The organism is Veillonellaceae bacterium (genome assembly GCA_025992895.1).
In the GTDB taxonomy this organism is placed as follows: domain Bacteria; phylum Bacillota; class Negativicutes; order Veillonellales; family Dialisteraceae; genus Dialister.
Genome location: DAJPGA010000001.1, coordinates 598,118 through 624,055, shown reverse-complemented (window position 1 = coordinate 624,055; position 25,938 = coordinate 598,118). Strand labels below are relative to the sequence as shown.

Annotated in this window: 19 protein-coding genes; 11 read left to right on the top strand and 8 right to left on the bottom strand. The window is 49.5% G+C overall.

The features are described 5' to 3' along the window. Positions 1–36: 36 nt before the first annotated feature. The 3 genes from OIM03_02460 (at position 37) to OIM03_02450 (ending at position 4,634) form a co-directional block, all read left to right on the top strand. Positions 37–675: a sulfatase-like hydrolase/transferase gene (locus OIM03_02460; GenBank protein ID HJI73136.1), complete on the top strand. Its 639-nt coding sequence runs from the start codon at positions 37–39 to the stop codon at positions 673–675. 118 nt (positions 676–793) lie between these two features. Further along, positions 794–2,467: a PIG-L family deacetylase gene (locus tag OIM03_02455; GenBank protein HJI73135.1), complete on the top strand. Its 1,674-nt coding sequence runs from the start codon at positions 794–796 to the stop codon at positions 2,465–2,467. A gap of 400 nt (positions 2,468–2,867) precedes the next feature. Beyond that, entirely contained in the window at positions 2,868–4,634 is a 1,767-nt protein-coding gene (locus OIM03_02450) for a phosphoethanolamine transferase (protein HJI73134.1), read from the top strand. Between the two features lie 55 nt (positions 4,635–4,689). On the opposite strand, the gene OIM03_02445 is transcribed toward OIM03_02450, so the two are convergent. The 3 genes from OIM03_02445 to OIM03_02435 all read right to left on the bottom strand — a co-directional run bounded on the left by OIM03_02445 (position 4,690) and on the right by OIM03_02435 (position 7,812). Then, entirely contained in the window at positions 4,690–6,057 is a 1,368-nt protein-coding gene (locus OIM03_02445) for a threonine/serine exporter family protein (protein ID HJI73133.1), read from the bottom strand. Positions 6,058–6,097: 40 nt separating this feature from the next. Then, positions 6,098–6,982 carry a hypothetical protein gene (locus tag OIM03_02440; GenBank protein HJI73132.1) on the bottom strand — a complete coding sequence of 295 codons (885 nt, stop codon included), beginning with the start codon at positions 6,980–6,982 and terminating at the stop codon, positions 6,098–6,100. Between the two features lie 104 nt (positions 6,983–7,086). Beyond that, entirely contained in the window at positions 7,087–7,812 is a 726-nt protein-coding gene (locus tag OIM03_02435) for a hypothetical protein (GenBank protein ID HJI73131.1), read from the bottom strand. Between the two features lie 409 nt (positions 7,813–8,221). Between OIM03_02435 and brnQ (OIM03_02430) the strand changes: the two genes are divergently transcribed. The 4 genes from brnQ (OIM03_02430) (at position 8,222) to OIM03_02415 (ending at position 14,429) form a co-directional block, all read left to right on the top strand. Beyond that, positions 8,222–9,568 (top strand): branched-chain amino acid transport system II carrier protein, encoded by a 1,347-nt coding sequence (gene brnQ, locus OIM03_02430; protein ID HJI73130.1) that lies wholly within the window; start codon positions 8,222–8,224, stop codon positions 9,566–9,568. A gap of 368 nt (positions 9,569–9,936) precedes the next feature. Further along, the gene (gene brnQ, locus OIM03_02425) at positions 9,937–11,262 is read left to right on the top strand and encodes a branched-chain amino acid transport system II carrier protein (GenBank protein HJI73129.1); all 1,326 of its coding nucleotides are present in this window, start codon (positions 9,937–9,939) and stop codon (positions 11,260–11,262) included. 540 nt (positions 11,263–11,802) lie between these two features. Next, positions 11,803–12,306: an energy coupling factor transporter S component ThiW gene (thiW, locus tag OIM03_02420; GenBank protein HJI73128.1), complete on the top strand. Its 504-nt coding sequence runs from the start codon at positions 11,803–11,805 to the stop codon at positions 12,304–12,306. A gap of 302 nt (positions 12,307–12,608) precedes the next feature. Then, positions 12,609–14,429, top strand: coding sequence for an S-layer homology domain-containing protein (locus OIM03_02415; GenBank protein ID HJI73127.1), 1,821 nt, complete (start codon positions 12,609–12,611; stop codon positions 14,427–14,429). A gap of 286 nt (positions 14,430–14,715) precedes the next feature. On the opposite strand, the gene OIM03_02410 is transcribed toward OIM03_02415, so the two are convergent. After that, on the bottom strand, positions 14,716–15,834 hold the full coding sequence (locus tag OIM03_02410) for an alpha/beta hydrolase (GenBank protein ID HJI73126.1): 1,119 nt from the start codon (positions 15,832–15,834) through the stop codon (positions 14,716–14,718). Positions 15,835–15,943: 109 nt separating this feature from the next. Between OIM03_02410 and OIM03_02405 the strand changes: the two genes are divergently transcribed. Then, positions 15,944–16,405: a MerR family transcriptional regulator gene (locus OIM03_02405; GenBank protein HJI73125.1), complete on the top strand. Its 462-nt coding sequence runs from the start codon at positions 15,944–15,946 to the stop codon at positions 16,403–16,405. Between the two features lie 81 nt (positions 16,406–16,486). Here OIM03_02405 and ispE read toward each other — a convergent pair whose 3' ends face one another. Beyond that, a complete protein-coding gene (gene ispE / locus OIM03_02400) occupies positions 16,487–17,368 on the bottom strand; it encodes a 4-(cytidine 5'-diphospho)-2-C-methyl-D-erythritol kinase (GenBank protein HJI73124.1) in 882 nt (293 codons plus the stop codon). A 205-nt stretch (positions 17,369–17,573) separates the two neighbouring features. On the opposite strand from ispE, the gene OIM03_02395 reads away from it, so the two are divergent. Continuing rightward, positions 17,574–18,488, top strand: a complete 915-nt coding sequence (locus OIM03_02395) for a radical SAM protein (protein ID HJI73123.1) — start codon at positions 17,574–17,576, stop codon at positions 18,486–18,488. A 122-nt stretch (positions 18,489–18,610) separates the two neighbouring features. Next, positions 18,611–20,503 (top strand): hypothetical protein, encoded by a 1,893-nt coding sequence (locus OIM03_02390; GenBank protein HJI73122.1) that lies wholly within the window; start codon positions 18,611–18,613, stop codon positions 20,501–20,503. A 167-nt stretch (positions 20,504–20,670) separates the two neighbouring features. Here OIM03_02390 and OIM03_02385 read toward each other — a convergent pair whose 3' ends face one another. Both OIM03_02385 and OIM03_02380 read right to left on the bottom strand, forming a co-directional pair. Beyond that, positions 20,671–21,513 (bottom strand): IS3 family transposase, encoded by an 843-nt coding sequence (locus OIM03_02385; GenBank protein HJI73121.1) that lies wholly within the window; start codon positions 21,511–21,513, stop codon positions 20,671–20,673. 29 nt (positions 21,514–21,542) lie between these two features. Further along, positions 21,543–22,241 carry a helix-turn-helix domain-containing protein gene (locus OIM03_02380; GenBank protein HJI73120.1) on the bottom strand — a complete coding sequence of 233 codons (699 nt, stop codon included), beginning with the start codon at positions 22,239–22,241 and terminating at the stop codon, positions 21,543–21,545. A 451-nt stretch (positions 22,242–22,692) separates the two neighbouring features. Between OIM03_02380 and OIM03_02375 the strand changes: the two genes are divergently transcribed. Then, complete coding sequence (locus OIM03_02375) at positions 22,693–23,721, top strand: YitT family protein (GenBank protein HJI73119.1); 1,029 nt, start codon at positions 22,693–22,695, stop codon at positions 23,719–23,721. Positions 23,722–23,991: 270 nt separating this feature from the next. On the opposite strand, the gene OIM03_02370 is transcribed toward OIM03_02375, so the two are convergent. Next, positions 23,992–25,563, bottom strand: a complete 1,572-nt coding sequence (locus OIM03_02370) for an IS3 family transposase (GenBank protein ID HJI73118.1) — start codon at positions 25,561–25,563, stop codon at positions 23,992–23,994. Positions 25,564–25,938: the final 375 nt, after the last annotated feature.

Here is a 25,938-nt window from a genome sequence, read left to right as displayed (position 1 = left end):
AGCAATCACCGTCAGTTGGGAGCCGGCAACCCTAGTGTGGATCTCGTTTCATCCGGTGCTGATCATACGTTATGGACTACACATGCCGAAGGAGCTGATATTGATCTCATTTCTCTCCTTAAAAAAGTACCGAGAAACGGCAATCATTTTATAGTCCTTCATCTCATGGGCAGCCATGCTAAATACGACAGCCGCATTCCTGACGACTGGCCCTATCTGTCTCTTCCCGGCGCTGATGAAACGGAGAATGATTATGCAACAACTGTAGATTATACAGATTATGTTCTCAAAAATATCTTCAACTACTCGAAAGAAAATCTTCATATGACAGCCATGGCTTATCTTTCCGATCATGGAGAAGATATGAAATATGGTCACGGTGAAGGGCACGTCACATGGTCTATGCTGCACATTCCTTTATTTTTCTATTTATCCCCTGAGTATGAAACTGCTTTTCCGAATACGGCCAAAGCACTTCGTAATAACAGAGAAAAGATTTTTACCAATGATCTTCTCTTTGATACCATGTGTGGTCTTATCCAAGCACCAAATAATGACTATTCTCCCACGTATGATCTCACCTCCCCTCTTTATTCTTTAAACGCAGATCAGGCTTTGGCAGTAAATGGAAAATGGATTGTAGCAAATGATCCATCCCTGCACGATATAAAGTGAAATAAAAAACGGACGAGCCTTTCCGGGTTCGTTCGTTTTTTTGTTTCATTTATCCCCGCCTTTGCTATAATTAAATCACCATGGGAAGATTATATCTTTCCTTCATCAGGAGGTTCATATGGCTGACAGTTCATTTTCATATACATCCATCTTCAGAGGAAAGACATTGATGGTCGTCATCCCTCATGAGGATGATGAAATCAACGTTGCCGGATCAACGATTCACGGCGCCATTCTGGAAGGGGTTCACGTTATCTGCGTTTTCTCCACATGGGGCGATGATTTATATACGCCAGATATCCGGAGGAGAGAAGCTGTAAAGGCACTGAAAACATTAGGCGTCAAGGAGGATGATGTCATATTCCTTGGCTATCCGGATGGAGGGCGTTATGGGGAATCTGACCCTTACATATACGGTCTAAATGAACCAATTACCGTTCGCGGCCGCCATGAAACGTACGGGACAAAAGCTGCTCCTGATTTCTGTATGGCAGCACATGGATTCCACCGTCCTTTCACGCGGGAAGGCATGATTCAGGATATGGAAGATGTCGTCCTTGCTCATAAGCCGGATGCCATTCTCTGCATTGATTATGACGTCCATCCGGATCATCGTGCCTGTTCGGCTGCCTTCGAGACAGCTATGGGACGGATCCTTCAGCGCCCGGGAAATGAATATTTCCCTGTCATTTTCAAAGGATTTGCTTATAAGACCGCTTTTGAATCCGTACCGGATTTCTATGCGCCTCACATGCTGTCCACCGTTTTCGCACGGGATAATCTTCCCGAACCTTCCTGGGAAACGTCAAATCCTGCCTATGCATGGGATGAGAGAATCAGGCTTCCTGTTCCCGAGGAATGCAGAAGGCCTCTTCTTTCTGATAACCTCATTCATAAGGCTTTTTGCTGTCACGTATCACAAAAAGGCTACCGATATGCCGCTAAGATCGCCAATGGTGATCAGGTCTTCTGGAAACGCCGCACGGATAATCTCTCCATGCAGGCTGCTGTTTCAGCATCCTCTGGAAATATCAAGTATCTGAATGACTTTCTCCTTCTGGGCAGTTCAGACATGGCAAAGCCCGCCATGCCGATGGATGACTGCCTCTGGGCACCTCCCGAAGATGACAAAGTAAAAACCTGCCGCCTTACATTTACCCATCCGGTGACCATCCGCGAAGCGGTTCTCTATGGGAACATTGATACGGAAAGCCGCATCCTTGACGGTACGCTTCGGTTCAGTACAGGATATGAATTCCGCACAGGACCATTCCGAAAGAACGGCCTCCCTAATGACTTTTCCATCGAAGTGCAGAAATCTGTAGACTGGGTGGAATTTACCATCAATGAAGCAGAAGGATCCACTCCTGGTCTCACAGAACTTGAACTCTATGAAGAAGAAGATACTGCTTCAATGATCCATATTCTTGCCGATGGAAACTTTGCTTATGACTGGACCGTTTGGCCTGGTGAAAAGCCCAAGATTTCTGCATGGACTTATGGCTCGGATGATGATGTATCCTGGGAAATGAACGGAAGTCCATCAAGCATCGGGCAAATCCAAGAAGAGCTGAATCGACTAAAGAAACCGATTACCATCTGTGCTTTTCTTACAGAGCATCCAGACATTTGGGATGAAGCCGTTTTTGCTCCGGGCTCTTCCGCTGCTCTCCGCTCTTTACGTTTCCATCAGAAACTGGATCGTTGGAAAAATACATTTGAAAGGTTCCGCCAGAAATCTCAGCATCATGCACTCCGTAAAGAAGCTAAAAAAGAAAGAGCAAAGAAATAAACGCAGCAAAATTCTCCCCGCCAGCTTTCGCTGGCGTTTTTTCTTTAATATCAATTTTTGCATATAAATCTATACAAAAAACTCCACTTCAAATTGAGCCGGACACTGGATTGTCACAGTACTTTCATATAATAGAAATGCTACATTTATTTCAATATGAATACATCTACTTATATTGCCCCGTATCTTTTGCGTTATTGGCAAATTGACAATAACCAAACGTAGTGCTACGATATCCAGTACTGTACAAATATTGTATAATTGTACTATTTATATACAGTGTATGTATGCAATTGGGAAGGTATACATATACTGCATAAAATTATATGCACAGGGAGTATGCATAATGGTTCAATTTATTAGTCGCAGAAAAGCGGATTTTGGGAAGGCCGCTTTATTTGTGGCGCTTTACGCGTGTATCAACATCTGTCTTGTTTCTCTTTTAAAGGAAGGGCTTTATCTCCATGGACTAAAAGGGATTTTATCCGGAGGTGTCATTTTCGCTCTTGCCGGGCATTTTTGGAATTACAGGAAAAGATTCCTTGCCATTTACGCAGGCATGATGCTGTTCCTGTCTGCCGGACTTATCATCAAGCTGATCGATCATGTTGCGGTAGGCGGAGGAGAATTCCTTGGGAACATTTCTCTGGCGAGTACGATCTGGGGATCGATTCTCCTTGTATGGCTTTGCATAGAGAATGCCGCTGCCCTTACGGGAAAGATAAAGGCTGGCCGTATCATATCCAGTGCGTGGCTTTTTATCAGCCTGGCAATTCTTGCAGTGCCGAACTTGGTTCTCTGGGGTTATTTTGCATTAAGTCAGCACTACCTGCGTCCGGATATCGTCATGACGATTTACCAGACAAATAAGGATGAGGCCATTGCTTATCTGATGAGCCAGAATCCTTTCTACATAGGATTAGCCGTTGCCGCTTTCCTTCTTATTTCCGTCCTGATTTTCAAAGCAGCATACACAGTATGCGTGACGGACCGTCCTTCTTTTGCCTCGACGCCGCACGGATGGCTTGGTATTCTTCCGATGATTGTCCTGCTTGCGCTTGGTTTAAAAACAACCTATGCAGCCAAAGAATATGAACCGGCTCATATCGTCCTTTCTGTCCGTGATTCGGTTAAGAGTTATACGATGTTTGCGCAAAATAAGGAAAAGCGTATTCAGCGGCTCAATGCGTTAGGTACTCTCCCTGTCCTGCCCAGTCATAAAGGCATTTATGTCCTTGTCATCGGGGAATCCGAAACGAGGAACCATATGTCTGCTTACGGTTACCAGCGTGAAACGACGCCCTGGCTGACTCAGTTTGCCAAGGAGCCGGGAACTCTCCTTTTCAAAAATCCGTATTCGAACCATACTCATACGGTTCCTGTACTGACATATGCTTTGAGTGAAAAGAATCAGTACAATCAGGTGCCGCTGGCTAAAGCGTATTCGCTGATTGAAATCGCCAATGCAGCCGGATTCGATACTTACTGGATCAGCAACCAGGAACGTTATGGTGCATGGGATACGCCGGTTGCAGAAATTGCTTCCACGGCCAAGCATCAGGTATGGCTGAATGGTGAAGTCGGCACGAACATAAAGACAGCTTATCTTGATGAGGAATTGCCAATAAAGACACCTGATCTTAAAAATGTGGACAATGCGTTAGTTGTCTTTCATTTAATGGGAGAGCATACGACCTATGCAGACCGTTATCCTGCTGTATATCAGAAATTTGACGAGGCCGGTACGAAGCGAGATGAGTATGACAATGCGGTCCTTTATACGGACTTTGTTCTGAGCAGGATTTATGATCTGGTCAAGGACAATCCTCATTTCCAAGGGCTTGTGTATTTTTCTGACCATGGTGAGGAACCTGATCTTGGAAAAGGCCATGAAAGTACAAAGTTCACGAATCAGATGAGCCGCATCCCATTTGTTGTTCATTTCTCTGATTCTTACCGGTCTGCCAATCCTGCCTTATTTGAAACGCTGAAGGGTCAGGAAAATGATTACTGGACCAATGATCTTGTTTATAATTTCATGACGGAAATCATGGGTATCCAAAGTCTTCCGATTAATGAGCCGAATCTCACGCTTGGAAATCCAGCCTATGACAGGACGAAGGACAATGTCCGCACGCTGCATGGTGAACGAAAAATAGAATCATAATAAAAACTGTGAAATCAGGAATCCTGATTTCACAGTTTTTTTATTTCACTAATTTTTATCTTCTCTCGCTTGCGTGGTCGAGGTTGGCGGCGTCTTCGATGACGGCTTCCTGTCCATCTCTTTCTTCGAGGATTTTTCTCAAGCGTTCTCTCTTGGAGCGGTCGATGAACTGGTGGGCTATGACGTCGGGGAGTGTGGCTCCTAAGGCTATGCCCAGGATGACGAGGGCGGCTTCGACGCCGTTTTGCATGGCGAACATGAATTCATCCGTGGTCAGTGTATGGATACGGATGACGGCGAAGAGGAAGCGGTAGAGGAGGACGCCGGGGATCAATGGGATGATGGCCGGTGTGGTCAGGACGAATACCGGGGCATGCAGGTTGCGTGCGACAATCAAGAGGAAGAGGGACAGTGTGGCGGCTCCGATGAAGGAGGCGGTGGCCATGCCTGTTCCGAAGTCGATCATGAGGATGTTTCTCATGTCGACGGTAATGATGGCACCTAAGCATGCGAGCGGTATGTATCGTTTCGGGATGTTGAACATGACGCAGAAGCCGGCGGCTGCCATGGCGGCGGCGAGGGCCTGCGCGATATAGAGGCTTTCAGGCGCGATGCGGACGCCGGTGAAGTTCGGGACGCTTGTCATGACGGCGACGGCGGAGAGGCCGAATGTCATGGCAGTCATGACCAGGATGGTCTGCGTGAATCGCGTCATGCCTGAGTTCAGGTAGTTCGACAGGAAGTCGTCGACGCAGTTGATCAGCGGGACGCCTGGTATGAGTGTCAGCGCACAGGCGACGACGGGCAGCCACGAGCAGGGCGGCCCTGGTATGTAGAGTGTGAGGTAGGCTGTCGCGGTCGCAAAGAAAGCGCTGGCAGCGATGCCGATGTAAATATTGACGCCGAATCGTTCGCAGAGTGTCTTGACGTAGGCGCCCACGACGGCGGCGATGAAGGTATAGAGGGCTTCGTACCAGTGTCCGCCAAAGAGGAGGCAGAAGGCGCTGGATGCCATGCCGATGCAGAAGAGTGTCAGCCACTGGGGATAGAGCCTCTTCCTTGCCATCTGCTGGATGGTCATCATCTGATTCCGGTAGATGAGATAGGATTCATTGCTCTTCAGTGCGTCCCAGCTGAGCTGGTTGGCAAGAAGCGTCGTCATCATGTTGACGCCGTGCTTGTAGCATTTGCGGAACATGGTTTCCGACGTGACGCCGTCGTCCACATTGATCATGATGGTGCTGTATGTGATGTGGATCTGGACGTTTTCCCAGTAAATGCCAAGGTAAGCGGCGGCGCGGAGCATGTCTCTGACGACACGCTTGCTGCTGGCCCCGTTTTCCATCATAAGCTGTCCGATGTCGAGGATAAGTTGCATCTTATCCCTGACGGTCAGCTCTGCTTTATCTGATTTCTTATACAAAAGGCATCACCTCCGATAACCCCTAACGGGATGCGCTGCCTTAGAGCGGCGTATTCCTGATGATATCGAAATACTCCTGGTACTGCCTTGCCTGTTCGTAGTCGTGGAGCGGGAAGCATTCACTCACCCAGCGGATGAGGAGCCATGCGCAGCCGAAGAATACGAGAAACTGGAGTGTCCTGTGAATGGCGGAATAGGACGCGGTGTCCTTCCTGATCCATTTCTTGTCCAGCTCGTACGCGCTCTGGTAAATCCAGCGGGCATAGAGGATGACGAAAGCCAGGATCCCGAGGTTCATCAGGATGAGATTCAATCCTCCGATGTGCGTCAGGACGACGTGGGAGAACCACTTGCCCGGACTGTACAGCGCGAAGAACATTTCCCTGGGCGTCATCATGATTCCCATGTATGCGTAATGCGTGAGAAAAATGAAGGCGCTGAAGGAAAAGAAACACACGGCGATGAGGCAGATGAGGACCGCCAGTTTCCGCCCCATGACGACGCGGCAGATGACGTTCATGATGAAGAAGATCAGGAGCAGGATCGCGATCGCCGTCAGGAAGTACGGGCTCAGGTGGTTGAAGGAGGCATCCTTCAGTCCGTTCACCGCGTGCAGGAGTACGTAAGGAAATATGAGTATCCATGAAAAGAAAGGAATGTAGCCGATCCGCCAGAACGGATGGAGAAGGCTCTTCCTTGTCATAAATTGTGTCAGGAAAAGGAGAATGAAGCATTCCCCCATGCTCCTCTGGAAACGGTACCATTCGAAAAGGCCGGTGATTCCGAGGGCAAAATAGTAAATGAAAACGAGGAACAGGAGAAAAATGGTACCAAAAAAGTACGTCCCGATTTCGCGCTTCGAGACACCTTCCCACCAAAGCTTGAGTTTTTCCTGCTCCTGCTCCCAGAAGTTCATTATGTTCACTCCCCTGTCCTCCCGGGAAAGTGCCGGAAGGGACGGTTATTGTTATCTGTTTCTATCTTTAAGTATATAAGGCGCGGGCCCTGCGGGCAATAGCAGGAGGCCTGTCAGGTCAGAAGATGGTCATAAATTTTTCTGACGGATTCGATGTCCTTCATCTTGAAGGGCGCGAGCTGGCGTGTCAGGGATCCGACGATGGAATGTTTCATCAGAAAACGGCGCGCTTCCTCTCTCGTTTCTTCGCCGCCGTTTTTGACGTAGCCCCTTTCGAGAGCGGCTGCTCTTTCGCGGGCTTCAGGATAATTTTCGCGGTAGATGCCCTGCAGAAGAAGAAGGAAATCGAGTGCTTTCTGCGTGGCAAGATCCTGGGAGTACATGCGGTTTTCCCAGTCAAGGAAATGGATGACTCCGTCGTTCCACGTAATATCGCGGAGGGCCGGACGGCCATGAACGATGCCGTTCTTGTGGAGAGAGGCAAGCGCAGCGCCGGCCTCTTCCAGGATGAGTTCCTTCTCTGCTTCGGACTTGTCCGAGTCGAGCCAGTTCTTCACGGTAGGACCGCCGTCCTTCGTCACCATGTAATTCGGTGTCAGGACTTCAATCTCCGGAACGAGGTCAGGATTATTTCTCCCGGCAATCGTCATGCGGGCGATTTCATAATAAAATTCTTTTTCGACAGAGTACTTCACGAGCTGGTTTCTTCCGTTCCCCAGCTTTCTTTTGATCCAGTACTTCTGGTCGTCCAGTGTAAAATTCAGGACGCGGTCAGAGGGTCTTTCCGAGATCACCCTGTCCGCCATCCGTCTCAAACGTTCCGTTAAAGTTTCTTCCATCTTCCTTTGTCTCCTGTATCTTTCAATCATGCATTTACCCTTTATTTTAACATGTGGAGTGTTTCTCGTCAGCAGGGAGGATGGAAATGGGGAAAGAGAGAGTGAAATTGAGGAAAATTAGAACCATACTACCGGACTTCGTCCGCGGAAATGCAACTCATCCGTCGGCTCCGCCGCCACCTTCCCTTCCAGGGCAAGGTCAAGACCGGCCTAGCGGCCCTGTTCCTCTCTCTCCCTCTCTTCTAAAATAAGGATTTTTTATGGGTTCATTGCTTTTTGATAACATTTCTTTATTTATTTTAATCATATAATTTACTGTTTTATACTCTTTTTCGATTTACATTTCTTTAATCTATGATAAAATAGCATAAAATACGTTTCACTCTGCAGTAAAGATGGGGTATCGCTTATGAAAAAATCATCACAGGAATCTTCCCGCGAGTTTATCTCGATCGGGCTCATGCTTTTCGCGCTGTTTTTCGGCGCAGGGAATCTGATCTTCCCGGTATTCTTAGGCCAGAATGCTGGCTGGAATACGCCCTGGGCTACGATCGGCTTCCTGATTACGGGTGTCGGCCTTCCTTTTGCGGCTGTGCTTGCGATTTGTTATTCGGGCGCAGGTCTTAGGGAGCTGGCTTCGCGTGTCCATCCGGTGTACGGTGTGCTGTTCAGCTCTCTTCTGTACCTGACGATCGGACCGTTCTTTGCGATTCCCCGTACGGCTACGGTTTCTTTTGAAATTGCAGCAGCCCCATTCCTGACGGATGCACAGAAAACGATCGGACTTTATGTCTTCGTTTTCATTTTCTTCCTTCTGTCCTGGTGGCTGGCTGTCACTCCTTCCAAGCTTGTTCCGCGTATCGGCAAGGTCATCACGCCGATGCTGCTTCTTTTCCTCTTCATTCTGATCGGCTCTTCTATCCTCTTCCCGATGGGGCCGTGGATGGAACCTTCCGCTGCTTATTCGGCTCCGGTGAAGGCTTTCACGAATGCACTGGTTGAAGGTTACAACACGATGGACTGCCTGGCTGGTCTTGTCTTCGGCGTCATTGTCGTGGAATCGATTCGTTTCTTCGGCGTGAAGACAAATGAGGAAGTGGCTCGTTCTGCTATGAAGTCCGGCCTCATTTCTACATTCTTCATGTTCGTCATCTATGCATCCCTGGTCGTTCTGGGCGCTGATTCTGTCAGTGTTCTGGGCCATATGGAAACGGGCGCTCCGGTTCTTTCCGGCGCTTCTGCTTACTACTTCGGCACTTCCGGTGCAGTCCTTCTGGGACTTATCGTCATCCTGGCATGCCTCACGACTTCGATCGGCCTGATTGCTTCCTGCGCTGCTTATTTCCATCAGCTCTTCCCGATGCTGCATCGTCAGACATGGGCTGCCCTCTTTGCAGGTTTCTCTTTCCTGATCGCGCTCTTCGGCCTTTCTGCCATCATCAAGGGCGCCATCCCGGTACTGCTTTTCCTGTACCCGCTGGCTGTTTCCCTGATCATCCTGACATTCCTCGACAAGCGTTTCGGAGGAAGCCAGAAGGTCTATGCGCTGGCAACGGCTTTCACCTTTGTTCCGGCTCTCTATGACGGACTGAAGATGCTGAAGCTCACGACTCCGGCTATGGATCAGTTCATGCATTCCCTGCCGCTTGCTGAATACGACATGGCATGGACGCTCTTCTTCATCACAGGCTTCGTCCTCGGATTCATCTGGCACAAAGCTGCAGACAAGGCACCTGCCACAGCAGAATCCCATTAAGTATATACTCTTTCAGATTTCTAAAATTTTTCTAAAATATATACGATATTTCCTTTGACATTCTCATTTTCTCATGCTAGAATATCTCTAAATCATTAGAGACAAGGATAGGAATCAGGCTGGGGATCTTCTCAGAGAGGCGATGGATGGTGCAAATCGCTGAAGTTGAATCAGCCGCGTCACCCGTGAGTTCCTTTTTCGTACTCCATTTGGAGGCAGGGAAAGGCGGAAGCCCCGTTAGCAGCGAATTGAGTAATTGGACAAGGTGGTACCTCACAGCATATGTGCCCTGTCGGAGTTTTTCCGGCAGGGCTTTTTCGTACCCACCGGAAGTAGAAGGCGAAACCTTCGGAAAAGGAGATGTTATTATGGAGAAATCTAAGAATTCCTTCATTGCCATCGGGCTGATGCTGTTCGCGCTGTTCTTCGGCGCCGGCAACCTGATTTTCCCGGTATTCATGGGGCAGAATTCAGGTGTGGAAACGATTCCCGCTACAATCGGCTTTCTGATCACGGGCGTGGGTCTTCCGATTCTTGGCATTGCGGCAATCGGTTACTCCGGAGACGACCTGCAGAAACTGGCTTCCCGTATCTGCACACCGTACGCCATTTTCTTCACCGTCGCCCTGTACCTGACCATCGGGCCTGCCTTCGCTATCCCCCGTACGGCTACGACATCTTTTGAAATCGCCTTCGCTCCGCTCTTCTCGGAAGAAAACCGTCAGATGGCACTCTATGGCTTCGCTTTCGTCTTCTTCGCCGTTTCCTGGTGGCTCTCCGTCACCCCGTCGAAACTGGTCGACCGTATCGGCAAAGTCATCACTCCGGTTCTTCTGGCATTCCTTGCCCTGCTCTTCATCTGCGCAGCCATCGCTCCAATCGGACCCTGGCAGGCCGCTTCGAAGGACTACATCGATCCGATGAAAGCTCTTTCCCAGGGATTCCTTGACGGCTACGGCACCATGGACGCCCTCGCCGCTTTCGTATTCGGCATCATCGTCGTCAATTCCGTCCGCCAGTACGGTGCCACAACGAATGAAGAAATCGCATTCATGACCCTTCGTTCCGGCCTCATCGCAGGCCTCTGCCTTAGCATCATTTACGTATTCCTCTGCTTCATCGGCGCATCCTCCGTCTCTGAACTGGGACACCTGGAAAACGGTGCTGAAGTCCTCGTAGGCGTTGCACTTCATTACTTCGGTTCTTACGGCAGTCTTGTCATGGGCATCATCGTCCTCCTCGCCTGCCTCACAACAAGCGTCGGCCTCATCACGGCATGCGCTGAATACTTCGGCCGCCTGATTCCGGTCCTCTCTTACAAAATCTGGGTAACCGTCTTCGCAGTCGCTTCCTTCTGCGTCGCACTCTTCGGCCTGACCACCATCATCCATGCCGCTATTCCGGTCCTGATGTTCCTCTATCCGCTGACGATTTCCCTCATGATCCTCACATTCACAGATAAACTCTTCCACGGCCACAGAGCTGTCTATGCCTGCGTTACCCTCTTTACCCTGATCCCGTCCCTCTACGACGGCATCCACACCGCAGGCCTCCAGATCACCACCCTCGACAACGTCATGTCGAACCTTCCGTTCGCACACTACGGCCTCGCATGGGTCACCTTCTGCGCCGCCGGCTACATCGTAGGCCTCATCATTGCCCACATGGCACCGTCTAAAGGAAAGACTGCATAAGGAAATAAAAAGGAAATCTCCACGAAGTCCTGAAAAGGAATCGTGGAGATTTTTTGGTGGAAGATGATAAAGCCGGGTGACAAAGGGAAAGTGCTTTCCTGTCAGGGAAAACGAGTGCTCACGCTACTAATAAAAATGAACCCCTTTCATCGCAAAAGGAAGTACTTTACTTAAACTTCACCTCTTTCGGCCCGTACAAAACAATTGACTCTATACTGATATTAGTATAGAGTCAATCGGTATACGGTCCACTTTCCCCTGACGGGGACAGCTTCGTAAGGAATAAAAGAAAGAACTCAGCTCTTATTTGTTTGAAACCTTATGTAACCCCATCCCTACCATACTCCTTCCCCTAACGGGGACAGCTTTTCGCGTTGATTATAATGCATCTCATCGCTCCCCGTTTTCAATCACTATTTTCTTTTCTGTTTTGATTGTTCTTCATTTGCAAATTGTTCCTGCATGATTCTATAATAGGTAAAATATATTATTCTATTAATGAATCAAGATTTCAGGAATTTTTTCCTTCAAGGAGGAGTTATGGATAGACAGGATTCTCTTCGGAAGTGGATTTTCTCGGCGCTCCTGGTAGCGGCGGGTGTGCTGCTTTCTCCGCTTTTTTCTTTCCCTCTGGGTGTGACAAGGGCTTTTCCTTTGCAGCATATGATTAACATTTTCCTCGCGGTGCTTTGCGGGACAAGGTTCAGTACGTCGGCTGCGTTCGGGACGGCTTTGATCCGGAATATTCTTGGCACGGGCAGTCTTCTGGCTTTCCCGGGCTCTATGATCGGCGCTTTCCTTTCGGGTTATCTTTACAGCAAGACGCAGAAGCTCTGGTGCGCTGTGCTTGGTGAATTCGTCGGGACTTCGATTATCGGCGGGCTGGTTTCCTATCCGGTTGCCGCTCTTCTCATGGGTTCTTCGAAGGGTGCTCTCTTCTATGTATCCCTCTTCTCCATTTCCTGCGGCGCCGGCTGCGTCATCGCTTTCTGTGTTTTAAAAAGTGCCCGCTTAATTCAAACAGAATTACTCAAAAACAGATAATATCTTCATCTATAAGTCTCTATAAACTATTATTTATAATAATAAAATCTCATGCTTCACGTATATTTTCCCCGCAGAAAAGTTCGATTTTCTGCGGTTTTTTCATGCCTTGACTATGAGTCAAAGTTTTAGCACCTGCTGTTAACTGCTATTGACACCCTTCTAAAATAAAATGTATATTGTTTTAGTTTCAGAAGCATTTTATCACTCAAAGTGAGTATTTTGTATAAAAATTAATCCTGGGAAGGATTGATAAGGGAGTTTCCACTGGGAGGGAAGCCCCTGGAAAAGAGGGGAATTTTATGAAGCACCGTCTACTGAAAGCCGCGGCAGCCGTCGTATTTACGTGCGCCGCGTTCCATGTACAGGCAGCCAATCCGTTCACGGACGTCGATACAAACTCCTGGGCTTACCAGGCAGTTTCCAAGTTGTCCGCTGAAAACGTCGTCGAAGGATATCCGGACGGCACGTTCCGCGGGGAAAAGAATATTTCCCGTTATGAAGTTGCACAGATCATTGCGCGCCTTGTCGCAAGAAAGGACAGCCTGACTGCTGATCAGCAGGCTACCGTCGACAAGCTCGCTCAATCGTATAGAGACGATCTCGCCAACCTTGGCGTCCGCGTCACGGAACTTGAAAAGAAGACCGGACACACAGAACTCATCACTGAACTCCGCATTCAGGATGTCGACCGCTATGGCAACATTTTCAAAGGCCATACGGAAAAGGACAATGAGCTCAGCGCCCGCGTCCGCCTGAATACGATCACCACTGTCAATGACAGAAGCACCGTTTACGGACAGCTCGAAACCTTCCTCGGTTTCTCTGGAAATGATGTGTACAGTGTCAACAAGTACAGCTATAACTCTGATGGCTCCCGCTATCAGAATAATGGCTACGGCGAAGGTGAAGTCCATCTGAACCGCTTATGGACGACCTACCAGTTCGGACCGAAGCAGGATACAACAGGCCTTCCGTTCGGACCATCCAAGAACCTCATCGGTATCGGCCAGTTCCCCGTCAAGATGGGCGTCACTGGCTACACCTATGATGGCGAATTCAAGGGCGCATTCCTTACCCTTGGTGATTACAGAGAAGGCGGCCACTTCACGCTCGCATACGGCCGCGCAACAAACATCAACGTCGACTACACGGCGCCAATGATGCATGGATTTGGAATTTCAAATTCTACAGTAGCCAGCCTTGTGGGAAAGTTAGCCTCTGCACAGGCATACAGTCAGGCTCTTGCGGCTGGTTATAGTGATGCTCAGGCAAAAGCTGTCGCAGCAAGTACCGAAACAAACACTATAGAAGTACTCAATGGAAAAAACAAAGGTCTTTCAAGTGACAATCCAGCAATCCGTGCGGCCACCGCTCAAAAAGTTAAAGATATGATTGTTGCCAGTGGCTCTGACCTGGCATCCATGGCAGATGATCTTGTGGTCACCGCTAACGAACAAGATGCATTCACACTCTACCCGATGGGCGATAAAGTCCAGATGGCATGGGGCGAAGATGAAGATGTGCCGATTGCTTACGCGTCCTACATCTACAAGAAACCGCAGCATTATGAATTCCATATTTATGGCATGAGAGCCCTTGGTCCTGTTTCCAATATTGCTCAGGCATACGGCCTTGCAGGACAGTACTACGTCACTCCGATGTGGAACGTCCACGCTGAATACGTCAAGAATATGAAGAAACTTCCGCTGAACAACGAGCGTCCGTACTCCTTCAACTACGGCGTCGCTTACGGCACTGCTGACGTACTGAAAGCCAAGTCCTACTCTATCGGCCTTGACTACATCTACAGCCAGGCAGGCACCTACTTCGGCGGATCCACCAATGACATCACCGACCAGTACATGGGCCACGTCTACAGCAGCTGGAGAGGCAGAAGCAACGTCCCGGCTTACTTTGCCGACAAGATGGACGCCGTCCTCGATGGCACTGACAACCCGAACAGAAACTACGGCGGCGCGAAATTCTTCCTCGCTAAAGCAGCCTACGTTCCAATGAAAGGCCTCATCATCGAAGCCAACTACGGCTTCAACGCCCAGGACATGGGCGGCAAGAAGATGGACAACATGTTCCTCCTCAAAGCTACCGCTTATATTAAATAAGGAATAAAAAGAAAGGAGCTGTGACAAAATGTTCAATCATTTTGCTACAGCTCCTTTTGTGTTGGAATATTCCATTAAAGGATACTAACAAATGTATTTATTCGGTCTATCTGAAAACCTCAAAGCCTCGCTCCGCTCGAAGGAAATGAACTTCATTCGTCGCCTTCGGCGCCACCTTCCTCTACGAGGCAAGGTCAAACACCCTTAAACCTCGCTGCGCTCGAAAAAAGGAAGAAGCAGCATTTGGGTGGGCTTTGTCACAGCCCCTTTTCCTTCTATTATTCCCTTATTTCAAGTTTGTCTTGAAGAATTCTGCAATCCTGGCGAACGGGATGACGTCCATATGATCGTAGAGGTCGGTGTGGACGGCGCCAGGAATGATGAGGAGTTCTTTGTTATTTCCTTTCATCTTCTTGTAGATGTCTTCGCTGAAGTAGCGGGAATGGGCTTTTTCTCCATGGATGAGGAGGACCGGTGTCTCGATTTCATCGGCGTAGATATTGATCGGCATGCCGGCGAAGTCCGGGAGGGAGCTCAGTGTTGCGCCTGTGGTGGAGCCGAAAGATCTCGGGCTGTAGCCTCTCTTTGTCTGGTAGAAGTCGTGGTAGTTTCTGACGAATTCAGGCATGTCCGGAGTGACGGTTTCCGGGACGCCGCCTGCCATTTTGTAGGTGCCGTTCTTGTAGTCGAGCGTTCTCTGCGCGCTGACCATTTCACGAAGGGCCTTTCTTTCTGCTTTGATCTGTTCCGGCGTCTTATCGTAGTCGAAGTAGCCGTTGGCGATGACGCGGCTCATGTCGTACATGGTGGATGTCACGGTTGCTTTGATTCTTAGGTCCATGGATGCCGCATTGATGGCAAAGCCGCCCCAGCCGCAGATGCCGAGAACGCCGATTTTCTGCGGATCGACGTCGGGCCTGTTGGACAGGTAATCGACAGCTGCCAGGAAATCTTCGGTATCAATGTCCGGGGATGTGGTGTTTCTCGGCTGTCCGCCAGATTCCCCTGTGTAAGACGGGTCGAAGGCGAGTGTCAGGAAACCGCGGGCCGCCAGTTCCTGTGCATAGCGTCCGGAAACCTGTTCCTTCACGGCGCCGTACGGGCCGGCCACGGCAATGGCATCCAGCTTTTCACCCGGTTTCATGTCCTTTGGCGTATAAAGGTCGCCGACAAGAGTGATGCCGTATCTGTTGTGGAAGGTCACTTTCTTATGGCTCACCCTTGCATCTTCAGGAAATGTCTTGTCCCATGCGTTCAAAAGCTTCGAAGCGTCGATCGTTTCAGCCGGCGCTTTAGATGGTACTACGGGCGCGCGGTCCATAGCAGAGGCATTCATCATGCCGCCAGCCATGAGAAGTCCGAATGCAGCGAGCGTAAGAGCGCGTTTCATCATTTTCTTATTCATCTTGATTCCTCCTGTGGTTGAATTCCATACCTTGCTTCTTTTACGAGTAGAGTGTAACATTAGACTTAACTCTAAGGTCAATAGCATTTTCAAAAAAATAGGAGGAAATATGTCATATACCATCCAGCAAGTTTCCAAAATGACGCGCATCCCGGCGACGACGCTCCGTTATTATGACAAGGAAGGCCTTCTCCCCTTCCTCGAAAGGACCGAGTCTGGATACCGCCGCTTCTCCGACGTCGACCTCGCCTCTCTCCAGATCGTCCAGTGCCTCAAGGGCGCAGGGCTTTCCATCGAGGAAATCCGCCAGTTCTCCGAATGGGTCCACGAAGGCGACAGCACGCTTCAGAAACGTCTCGAACTTTTCCTTCGCCGCAAGGAGGAAATGGAAAAGCAGATCGAGGAATGGAAGAAAATCCTCGACGTCATCAATTACAAATGCGAGTATTACCAAAAGGCTGTCGAAGCAGGAACGGAGAAGCATCTCTTCGCCAAGGATAAACTCCCCCACGCGGATGAATTCATCACAGCCGCGCCCTCTTTGGCAAATCCGCAGCCATCTGAAAATTGAGAGCATCAAAAAATCTCCCTTTGGAGTCCAAATTTCCTGGACCCAAAGGGAGATTTCTATTTTTATAATTCATGTCTTCTTTTATAATTCATGTCTTCCAACGGTTTCTGCTGTCTGGGCGAACCAGTCTGGTTTTTCTTCGTGGATCTGTTCGACGATCCACTGTCCTTCTTCGTGGCTTTCGGGAATGAGGTAGAAGGCAGAGCCTGAGCCTGTCATGACGGTGGGGCAGTCGAAGCTCTGGACGTAGCGGGCTGCCGAGAGGAGTCCCGGAGAATTCGGGAAGAGGCCGAGCTCGAAGTCGTTGGAGAGGGAATCGGCGAGGCCTTCCCAGTCTCTTTTTTCGAGTGCTTTGAGGCAGTCTTCTGTCTTGTCGATGCTGAGTTCTTTTCTTTCATCGAGCTTCTGGTAGGCAGGACCGGTCGGCATGAAGAGCGGCGGCATGGCGATGACGAGCGGGAGGCCTTCCCAGGCTCTGGCCGGCGTCAGGATTTCCCCGATGCCCTGACAGCGGGATGCTCCTCCTTCTACGCAGAAGGGAACGTCGGCACCGATCCTGGCTGCGACCTTGAGGAGATCTTCCTTGCTGAGCGGATGGTCATAGGCTTTGGAAAGCCCGCGAAGGACGGCGGCTGCATCCGCAGAGCCCCCTCCCATGCCGGCTCCTGAAGGGATGCGTTTCTTCAGCGTCAGGAAGACGCCTCCTTCTAGTTCTGTCACGGCAAAGAATGCTTCAGCGGCGCGGACCATGAGGTTTTCCTGTCCTGCCGGCGCATCGCCTTCGAGGACTGTCAGGAGGATCTCATTCGATTTCTCCAGTGTAATTTCATCTGAGAGCGATATGCTGTGCATGACGGAATCGATCGAGTGGTAGCCGTCCGGCCTCTTCCTCCCGACCCAAAGCGTCAGATTGATTTTCGCGCGCGCTGTTTCCGTGATCATGATTACCTCTTTTCCTGCCATTTCCGGCATTTTCTTTCTTCATTTTATAGTGATCTATCTTCCCTACTCATTATACCATTCCTTTGAATTATTAATATTTAAACATTTAAATTTGTTGTTGTATTTTTCAAGGGAATTATGTATAATAGTGATTATTAAAACTGTATGTAACTATTTTGCAAAACAGTATCATTAAAAATGTCCCACTTTGAAAGGAAATGATCGTATGCCAGGATTATTTTTTGACGACTACGAAACCCCAGTTTACCGTCCGCCGAGTGAAGCAGAAAGCTTCATTCTCCGCGTGACTCGTGGATGCGCGCACAACCACTGCACTTACTGCAACATGTACCGCGGCGTCCAGTTTGAAAAACTTACCGATGAAGAAATCATGCGCCAGATCGCCATGGCTTACTCCGTCGACCGCGACGGTGTCCGCCGCGTATTCCTCGCTGACGGCGATGCGCTTGTTCTCGAAACCGAACGTCTTCTGAAAATCCTGAATACGCTCAAGAAATATTTCCCGAACCTGGAAAGAGTCGCATCGTATGCAGCTCCTGGAGATATCCTCAGAAAGTCCGTGGAAGAACTGACCCAGCTTCGTGAAGCAGGCCTGCAGATCCTCTACTACGGCATGGAATCCGGCGATACCCAGACCCTGCGCGATATCCGCAAAGGCGTCGACGGCCCGCAGTCCATCGAAGTCGGCAAACGCGTACGTGCGGCCGGCATGCAGCTTTCCATCATGATCATCCTTGGCATCGCAGGCGTTCCGGGCAGTGAAAGACATGCCCTGGCCACCGCAAAAGCCATCAATGAAATCAAACCGACCCACCTTTCCGCACTCTCCCTCATGCTCTACCGCGGAAGCGAACTGAAGGACCAGTTCGAACGCGGCGAGTTCACACCGCTCACCCCGGCCGGACTCATGGAAGAGCTGAAGGTCATCATCGAGCACCTTGACCTTCCGGAAACGGAACACATGATTTTCAGAAGCAACCACGTTTCCAACTACATCCGCCTCGCAGCCACACTGCCGAGAGACAAGGACCAGCTCCTTGCGGATATCGATGAAAGCATCGCTTACCTGAAGAAGCAGAAGCACTGGGATATCTACAACCACGACTGGAGCAAATTCTAGGTCCGTCGTTTGATTTTTCCCCTTCAAACTCCTATAATAAAAACAATCAGAAATGATTCAGAGAGAATGAAATGCCGCGGATTGGAAGACGATCCGCGGCTCTTTTGTTAAGGAGGAATAATATGGTATCCAAGAAATGGCTCGCCCTTTCAGCCGCTGTGCTGATGGGCCTCGCTCCCGTATCCTTCGCATCTGCTGCTGATGAGACGCCTTCAGCAGCACAGGTCTTCAAGACCACAGCTGCCTTTGTACAGACGGCTCCAAAGACAGACAAGGCAGACTCCAAAGAAACGGCCGAGGCTCCGCTCACGGCTGAATCGATCAAAGTGAACCCCGCCAAGTGGAATTACGATGAGAAGAATGATATTTACTACCAGATCGGCCTCGTCTACTGCACAAAGCCGGCTGCCACGGAATACGAGCAGCTCGCTGTCTACGTACCGGGCGCTTACATGAAGGGCACGAAGAATCAGGACGGCACGTACACAGCCATCATCAATGACAAGGCAAAGGTCGGAAACTACACAGCCAGGACCGCGCCGATCGTCATGCCGGTCAATACGGGCGGATATGCCGCGCAGAAGGCGCCCTCCGCTTACTATCCTGACGGACTCAATACGTACCTTTCCGAAGGTTTCGTCTATGTCTTTGCAGGATGCCGCGGAAGAGAAAACGGCACGAACCCGAACGGTACGGAATTCGTCGGCGGCGCTCCCTGGGGCGTCACGGACCTCAAAGCCGCTGTCAGATACCTTCGCTACAATGACAGTCTCATCCCGGGCAGCAAGAACCGCATCTTCACCTTCGGCCACAGCGGCGGCGGCGCGCAGAGTGCGCTCATGGGCGCGACCGGCGACAGTGATTTCTTCGGTCCGTATCTTTCTTCCATCGGCGCCCTCATGACCGATGCGAAGGGAAAGCCTCTGAGCGATGCCATCGACGGCGCGCAGGCATGGTGCCCGATCACGAACCTCACGCAGGCCGATTTCTCCTATGAATGGATGATGGGCCAGTATGCGAACGACGGCGAGAGAGCCTACGGCACATGGACCCGCGCGATTTCCCAGGACATGGCAAGAAATTATGCCGCTTACCTGAACAACATGCAGCTCAAGGATGAAAATGGAAATCTCCTCACCCTCCATCAGGGCTGGGACGGAAACGGCATCAATGCGAGCGGCACGTACTATGACTACATGAAAGGTGTCATTGAAACATCGCTCAACCATTTCCTCTCAGACAATCAATTCCCGCTCACCTTGGGCGGCAGCGATTTCCATATGGACGGCGGCTTCCCCGGGCAGGGCCCGCAGCAACGCCCGACCTCCATGGTCCCGGGCGGCATGCCATTCCCGAAGGATACACCGACCGAGCCTCATACCTACCAGACTCCGCAGGACTACATCGACAGCCTGAACGGCGATGACCCATGGATCACCTATGACGCCAAGACGAATACGGCCAAGATCACATCCATCGGCGCTTTCACGTCCCGTCTCAAGAAAGCATCCAAGGGCATCGGCGCCTTCGACAGCACCACGCTCTCCCAGGCGGAAAACCTTCTCTTCGGCAATGGCAAGATCAGCGCCATGCACTTCGACGGCGGCATGTCCTGGCTCATGGAACACAACAAGGACCGCTACAGCGCTTACTCTGACTACAATGACAACATCAGAAAATCTTACTATGATGAAATGGACAACGTCGACAGCCTCGGCGTCCCCTCCATCATCCGCCAGATCATGTACGATCCGATGACATTCATCCTCGTTCCAAATGACGAAGAAAAGCCGTCCGTCCTTGCCAACCACTGGCGCATCAATACCGGCCTCTTCCAGGGTGACACGGCTCTCAATACCGAGCTCAACCTTTACCTCGGCCTGAAGCAAAGAAAGGACGTAAAAGACGTCCTCTTCACCACCGTCTGGAACCAAAAGCACACCATGGCAGAACGCACCGGCAATTCGACCGGCAACTTCATCGCCTGGGTCAAAGAAGTCACAGCAAAAGAATAATACGAATCACGAGAAAGGGCTGTGGCAAAATCCAGTAAAACTCTGCCTTTCCTCGAACGAAGTTCGGTTTAAGGGTGTCGGAGCTTGCCCCGTAGGGGGAGCTGGTGCGGATTTGTTAATACAGACAAATAAATATCATAAAAAATCTAATCGTACTTTAATCTTAATCATGCAGCCATTGGAGCTGCGTTGAATACTTCCATTGGAGCTAAAAGATGTAATTTACGCTGAATGCGTTTGTTGTTGTAGAAGTAGATGTAGCCGTTGATCATGCTTACCACTGCTTTGCGGCTGGTGAATTTACGTGTGTAGTAACGTTCGCGCTTCAGCATTCCCCAGAACCCTTCCATCAGACCGTTGTCTGCACAGCAGCCTACGCGGGACATGCTGTGAACCAGTCCTGCTTTTTCAACGATCTTATGGAATCCGTTGCTTGTATACTGGAATCCGCGGTCAGTATGAATCATTGGATGTGCTCCAGGATTCTCTTTAAGTGCCTTTTCCATTGTCTCAAAAGCCAGTGCAGTATTGTTTCTGTCGCCGATGACATAAGAGATAATCCGACGATCGTGGCCGTCAATAATCGCGCTTAAATATAACTTGTGCAAAACTCCATCAGCAGTTGTGTACTTGAATTCAGTGACATCCGTCATCCACCTTGCATTGGATACGCCGGCATCAAAGTCACGGTTCAGCAGGTTTTCAAAAATGTACTTTGGATCCTTTGCGTTACGGGTGCAGCCATCGGTCTTGTACTTGATCACGGACTTAATATTAAGTATCCGCCTGACACGAAGAACCAGACTGTCACTTACACTGAGGTGACTCTCGCTATATTTCTTGATCCAATCGTTCATCCGGCGGTATCCCATATCCGGATATTCCTGATGGATTTTCACGACCTCCTGTGCGACCTTTTCTCTCAGCAGTTCACGGCCGCTCTTAATATGATTCAGCCATCCGTAATAAGCTGCCCGGGAGACCTTTGAGAGTCGGCAGAGACTTTCTATGGAGATGTTGGTTTCTTCATGGACTTCTTTTATGGCTTTAAAATCTCTGAGAAGGTGAGTGAGGCTGAATCCTTCGAGGAACGCAACCTTTCCTCTATCTCCATCTTTTTTTTTAGCAGGGCAATCTCTGCTATAAGATCCTTCTGTTCTTCAAGAAGTCTGGCATTCTCCTGACGCAGCCGTTCTTCTTCGGTCCGGGGCGTTTGGAGCCTGATCGGCTTTCCTCTGTAATCCTCAAGACCAACTTCGCCCATTTCCTTGAACTTTTTTACCCATGTGTAGAGCGTTTGGTAGGACATGTTGTACTTCTTGGCTATCTTGTTGTAATCGCATCCACTGGCGATGCACTCCTGAACGATTCTGACTCGCTCTTCCTTCACCGATTGCTGGCGTTTGCCCATAAGATCTCCTCCTTCAGAAACGAGGTCTGTCAACTTATGCTCATTATACGCCTCAATCCATGTTTTAAGGGAGAGTGTGCCGGAAATTCTGTATTTGGCACAGACGGAAAGCATGGAAACACCGCCTTTAAGATATTCCTTTACGGCCTGGATCTTCATCTGATTGGAGTAGTAAGACAAATGCTGCCTGGGCCGCAATCCCTTAAAGCCCTCCTCTTTATACCGGAGGACCCATTTCCTGAATGTTATGCGGCTCATATGAAGATTTTCAGCTGCCTGGGTAATCGTAACACCCTGATAGAGATATGAAGCAATCTGGTCTAACATTTCCTCCGGGGACGCTTTGGTTTTACATGGCATAAGAATGACCTCCTAATATATTTATGATATTATTCTGTCTTTCTTGTTGAATCATACCAAGCTGGCGCGCATGCGCCTGAGGAGGTTAATTTCCCCAAGGCAAAGCCTTGGTTGTATGGTTTTCTCTTTTCATCTAACCCCAATGCACCTGTGTTAGATAATCCGCTAATCGAATATACTAACACAAAGGGACTGTGACGATATGATTGCACATTTTGCCACAGTCCTTTTTCCAATGGGGCTGTCAGGCCAGCCGAAAATCCCGCGCTTTGGTCCGATTTCCTTATTTCCCTGCATCCTGCTCGAAATAAAATTACCACTATTGACAAGTTCTGTTATAATGAGATGAATGTAATTCCGCGGGCTGCTTTTGTTGACTATGGCCCGCGTTTCTTGCGCCCTGCAGAAAGGAACCAAAATGGCATCTCTTTCGATGTCCGAATACCGCACACCGCTCTTCTGGAAACGTCTCGCTTTCATTATAGCGATTACGATTTTAGGCACTTTCATTTATTCCGTCGGCGTCAATGCCTTCTTCGTCCCGCACCAGTTCCTGGCTGGCGGGCTGACAGGTATCGCCATGATCATATACTACCTGACCGGCATACCGATCGGCGTCACGAACCTTGTTCTGAACCTCCCAATCCTTGGCCTTTCCCTGAAATTCATGGGGAAATTTTACACCATCATCACGATACTCGGGACCGTTCTCCTCTCCCTTTTCATCGACCTCACGGCCTTCCTGGCTGACTACCATGTCGTCAAGGACCCGATCGTCGCTGCCATCTCCGGCGGTGTCGTTATCGGCGTCGCCATGGGTATCCTTTACCGTTACAACAGCAACACCGGCGGCCTCGATGTCATCGGTGCCATCATCAAGAAGTACTACAATCTGGAAATCGGCTACGTCGTCTTCGCACTGAATTTCATCATCGTCATGGCCAGTGCATGGATCTTCGCTCTGGAACCAGCCATCTGCACCCTGATCGGCATGTATATCAATGCGAACCTCGCCAGCCGTATCGTCCTCGGTTTTGCTCAGAGAAAAGCAGCCTTCATCGTCTCCGACAAGCCGCTTGAAATCTCTGACGCCATCCTGCGCACCATCCACCACGGCGCGACCCTCCTCTACGGCCAGGGCGCATTCTCCGGCGCTGACAAGAAAATCATCTTCGCCATCGTCGACCTCACCCAGGTCACCCGCGTCCGCCATCTCGTAGAAGACATCGACCCGCACGCCTTCGTCTTCCTCATGAACACCACCGACGTCATCGGAAGAGGCTTCACCAGCCCCCTCTCCGCCGGCCGCAACATCCCCCAGTCCATCCGCTACACCTGCGACGAAAAAGGCGACGTCGTCCCCACCCGCATGTGGCAGTTCGAAATGGACGCAGAAGCCCATCCCTACAAAGGCGAACAAACACCACCCAAAGTCGACCAGAAATAAAACGCACCGGAAGCCATCGAGCTTCCGGTTTTTTGATGCAGGAAAAAAAGATGACTTCTTCGAGCGGGGCGAAATACTCGCCTTCCCAAGTGAGGCAAGTCAAAACCTTCTGCATCGTTGCGAACCGATATTATTAACTGTGATGTACTGAGTCTTGATTTTCAGGGCCGTAGGCCGGTCTTAACCTTGCTCCGGGAGGAGAAGGTGGTGCGGATTTGTTAATACAGACAAATAAATATCATAAAAAATCTAATCGTACTTTAATCTTAATCATGCAGCCATTGGAGCTGCGTTGAATACTTCCATTGGAGCTAAAAGATGTAATTTGCGCTGAATGCGTTTGTTGTTGTAGAAGTAGATGTAGCCGTTGATCATGCTTACCACTGCTTTACGGCTGGTGAATTTACGTGTGTAGTAACGTTCGCGCTTCAGCATTCCCCAGAACCCTTCCATCAGACCGTTGTCTGCACAGCAGCCTACACGGGACATGCTGTGAACCAGTCCTGCTTTTTCAACAATCTTATGGAATCCGTTGCTTGTATACTGGAATCCGCGGTCGGTATGAATCATTGGATGTTCTCCAGGATTCTCTTTAAGTGCCTTTTCCATTGTCTCAAAAGCCAGTGCAGTATTGTTCCTGTCGCCGATGACATAAGAGACAATCCGGCGATCATGGCCGTCAATAATCGCGCTTAAATATAACTTGTGCAAAACTCCATCAGCAGTTGTGTACTTGAATTCAGTGACATCCGTCATCCATCTTGCATTGGACACGCCGGCATCAAAGTCACGGTTCAGCAGGTTTTCAAAAATGTACTTTGGATCCTTTGCGTTACGAGTGCAACCATCGGTCTTGTACTTGATCACGGACTTAATATTAAGTATCCGCATGATACGAAGAACCAGACTGTCGCTTACATTTATATTGATGTTGTCATCCTTCTTGATCCAATCGTTAATCCGGCGGTATCCCATATCCGGATATTCCTGATGGGTTTTCATGACCTCCTGTGCGACCTTTTCTCTCAGCAGTTCACGGCCGCTCTTAATATGATTCAGCCATCCGTAATAAGCTGCCCGGGAGACCTTTGAGAGTTGGCAGAGACTTTCTATGGAGATGTTGGTTTCTTCATGGACTTCTTTTATGGCTTTAAAATCTCTGAGAAGGTGAGTAAGGCTGAATCCTTCGAGGAACGCAACCTTTCCTCTATCTCCATCTTTTTTTTTTAGCAGGGCAATCTCTGCTATAAGATCCTTCTGTTCTTCAAGAAGTCTGGCATTCTCCTGACGCAGCTGTTCTTCTTCGGTCCGGGGCGTTTGGAGCCTGATCGGCTTTCCTCTGTAATCCTCAAGACCAACTTCGCCCATTTCCTTGAACTTTTTTACCCATGTGTAGAGCGTTTGGTAGGACATGTTGTACTTCTTGGCTATCTTGTTATAATCGCATCCACTGGCGATGCACTCCTGAACGATTCTGACTCGCTCTTCCTTGACCGATTGCTGGCGTTTGCCCATAGGATCTCCTCCTTCAGAAACGAGGTCTGTCAACTTATGCTCATTATACGCCTCAATCCATGTTTTAAGGGAGAGTGTGCCGGAAATTCTGTATTTGGCACAGACGGAAAGCATGGAAACACCGCCTTTAAGATATTCCTTTACGGCCTGGATCTTCATCTGATTGGAGTAGTAAGACAAATGCTGCCTGGGCCGCAATCCCTTAAAGCCCTCCTCTTTATACCGGAGGACCCATTTCCTGAATGTTATGCGGCTCATATGAAGATTTTCAGCTGCCTGGGTAATCGTAACACCCTGATAGAGATATGAAGCAATCTGGTCTAACATTTCCTCCGGGGACGCTTTGGTTTTACATGGCATAAGAATGACCTCCTAATATATTTATGATATTATTCTGTCTTTCTTGTTGAATCATACCAAAGGTGGGAAATTTTTGCTTTTTAAAAATTTCTCGGATGAGATGTAGTTCCCACGAGCATCGCGAGGTTGTACGGTTTTTATTTGCCACAAGGCGACGCCTTGGTTTAATGGTGTTGACCTTGCCCTTCAGGGAAGGTGTCGGCGGAGCCGACGGATGAGTTGTAGTTCGTCGAGCGAAGCGAGGTTGTACGGTTTTCTCATCCTCGCCAAGTTTCTATTCTTTCCCCATCCCTCTCAATTTGGTCTATAATAAATACAAAAGCTATTACAATATTACAACCA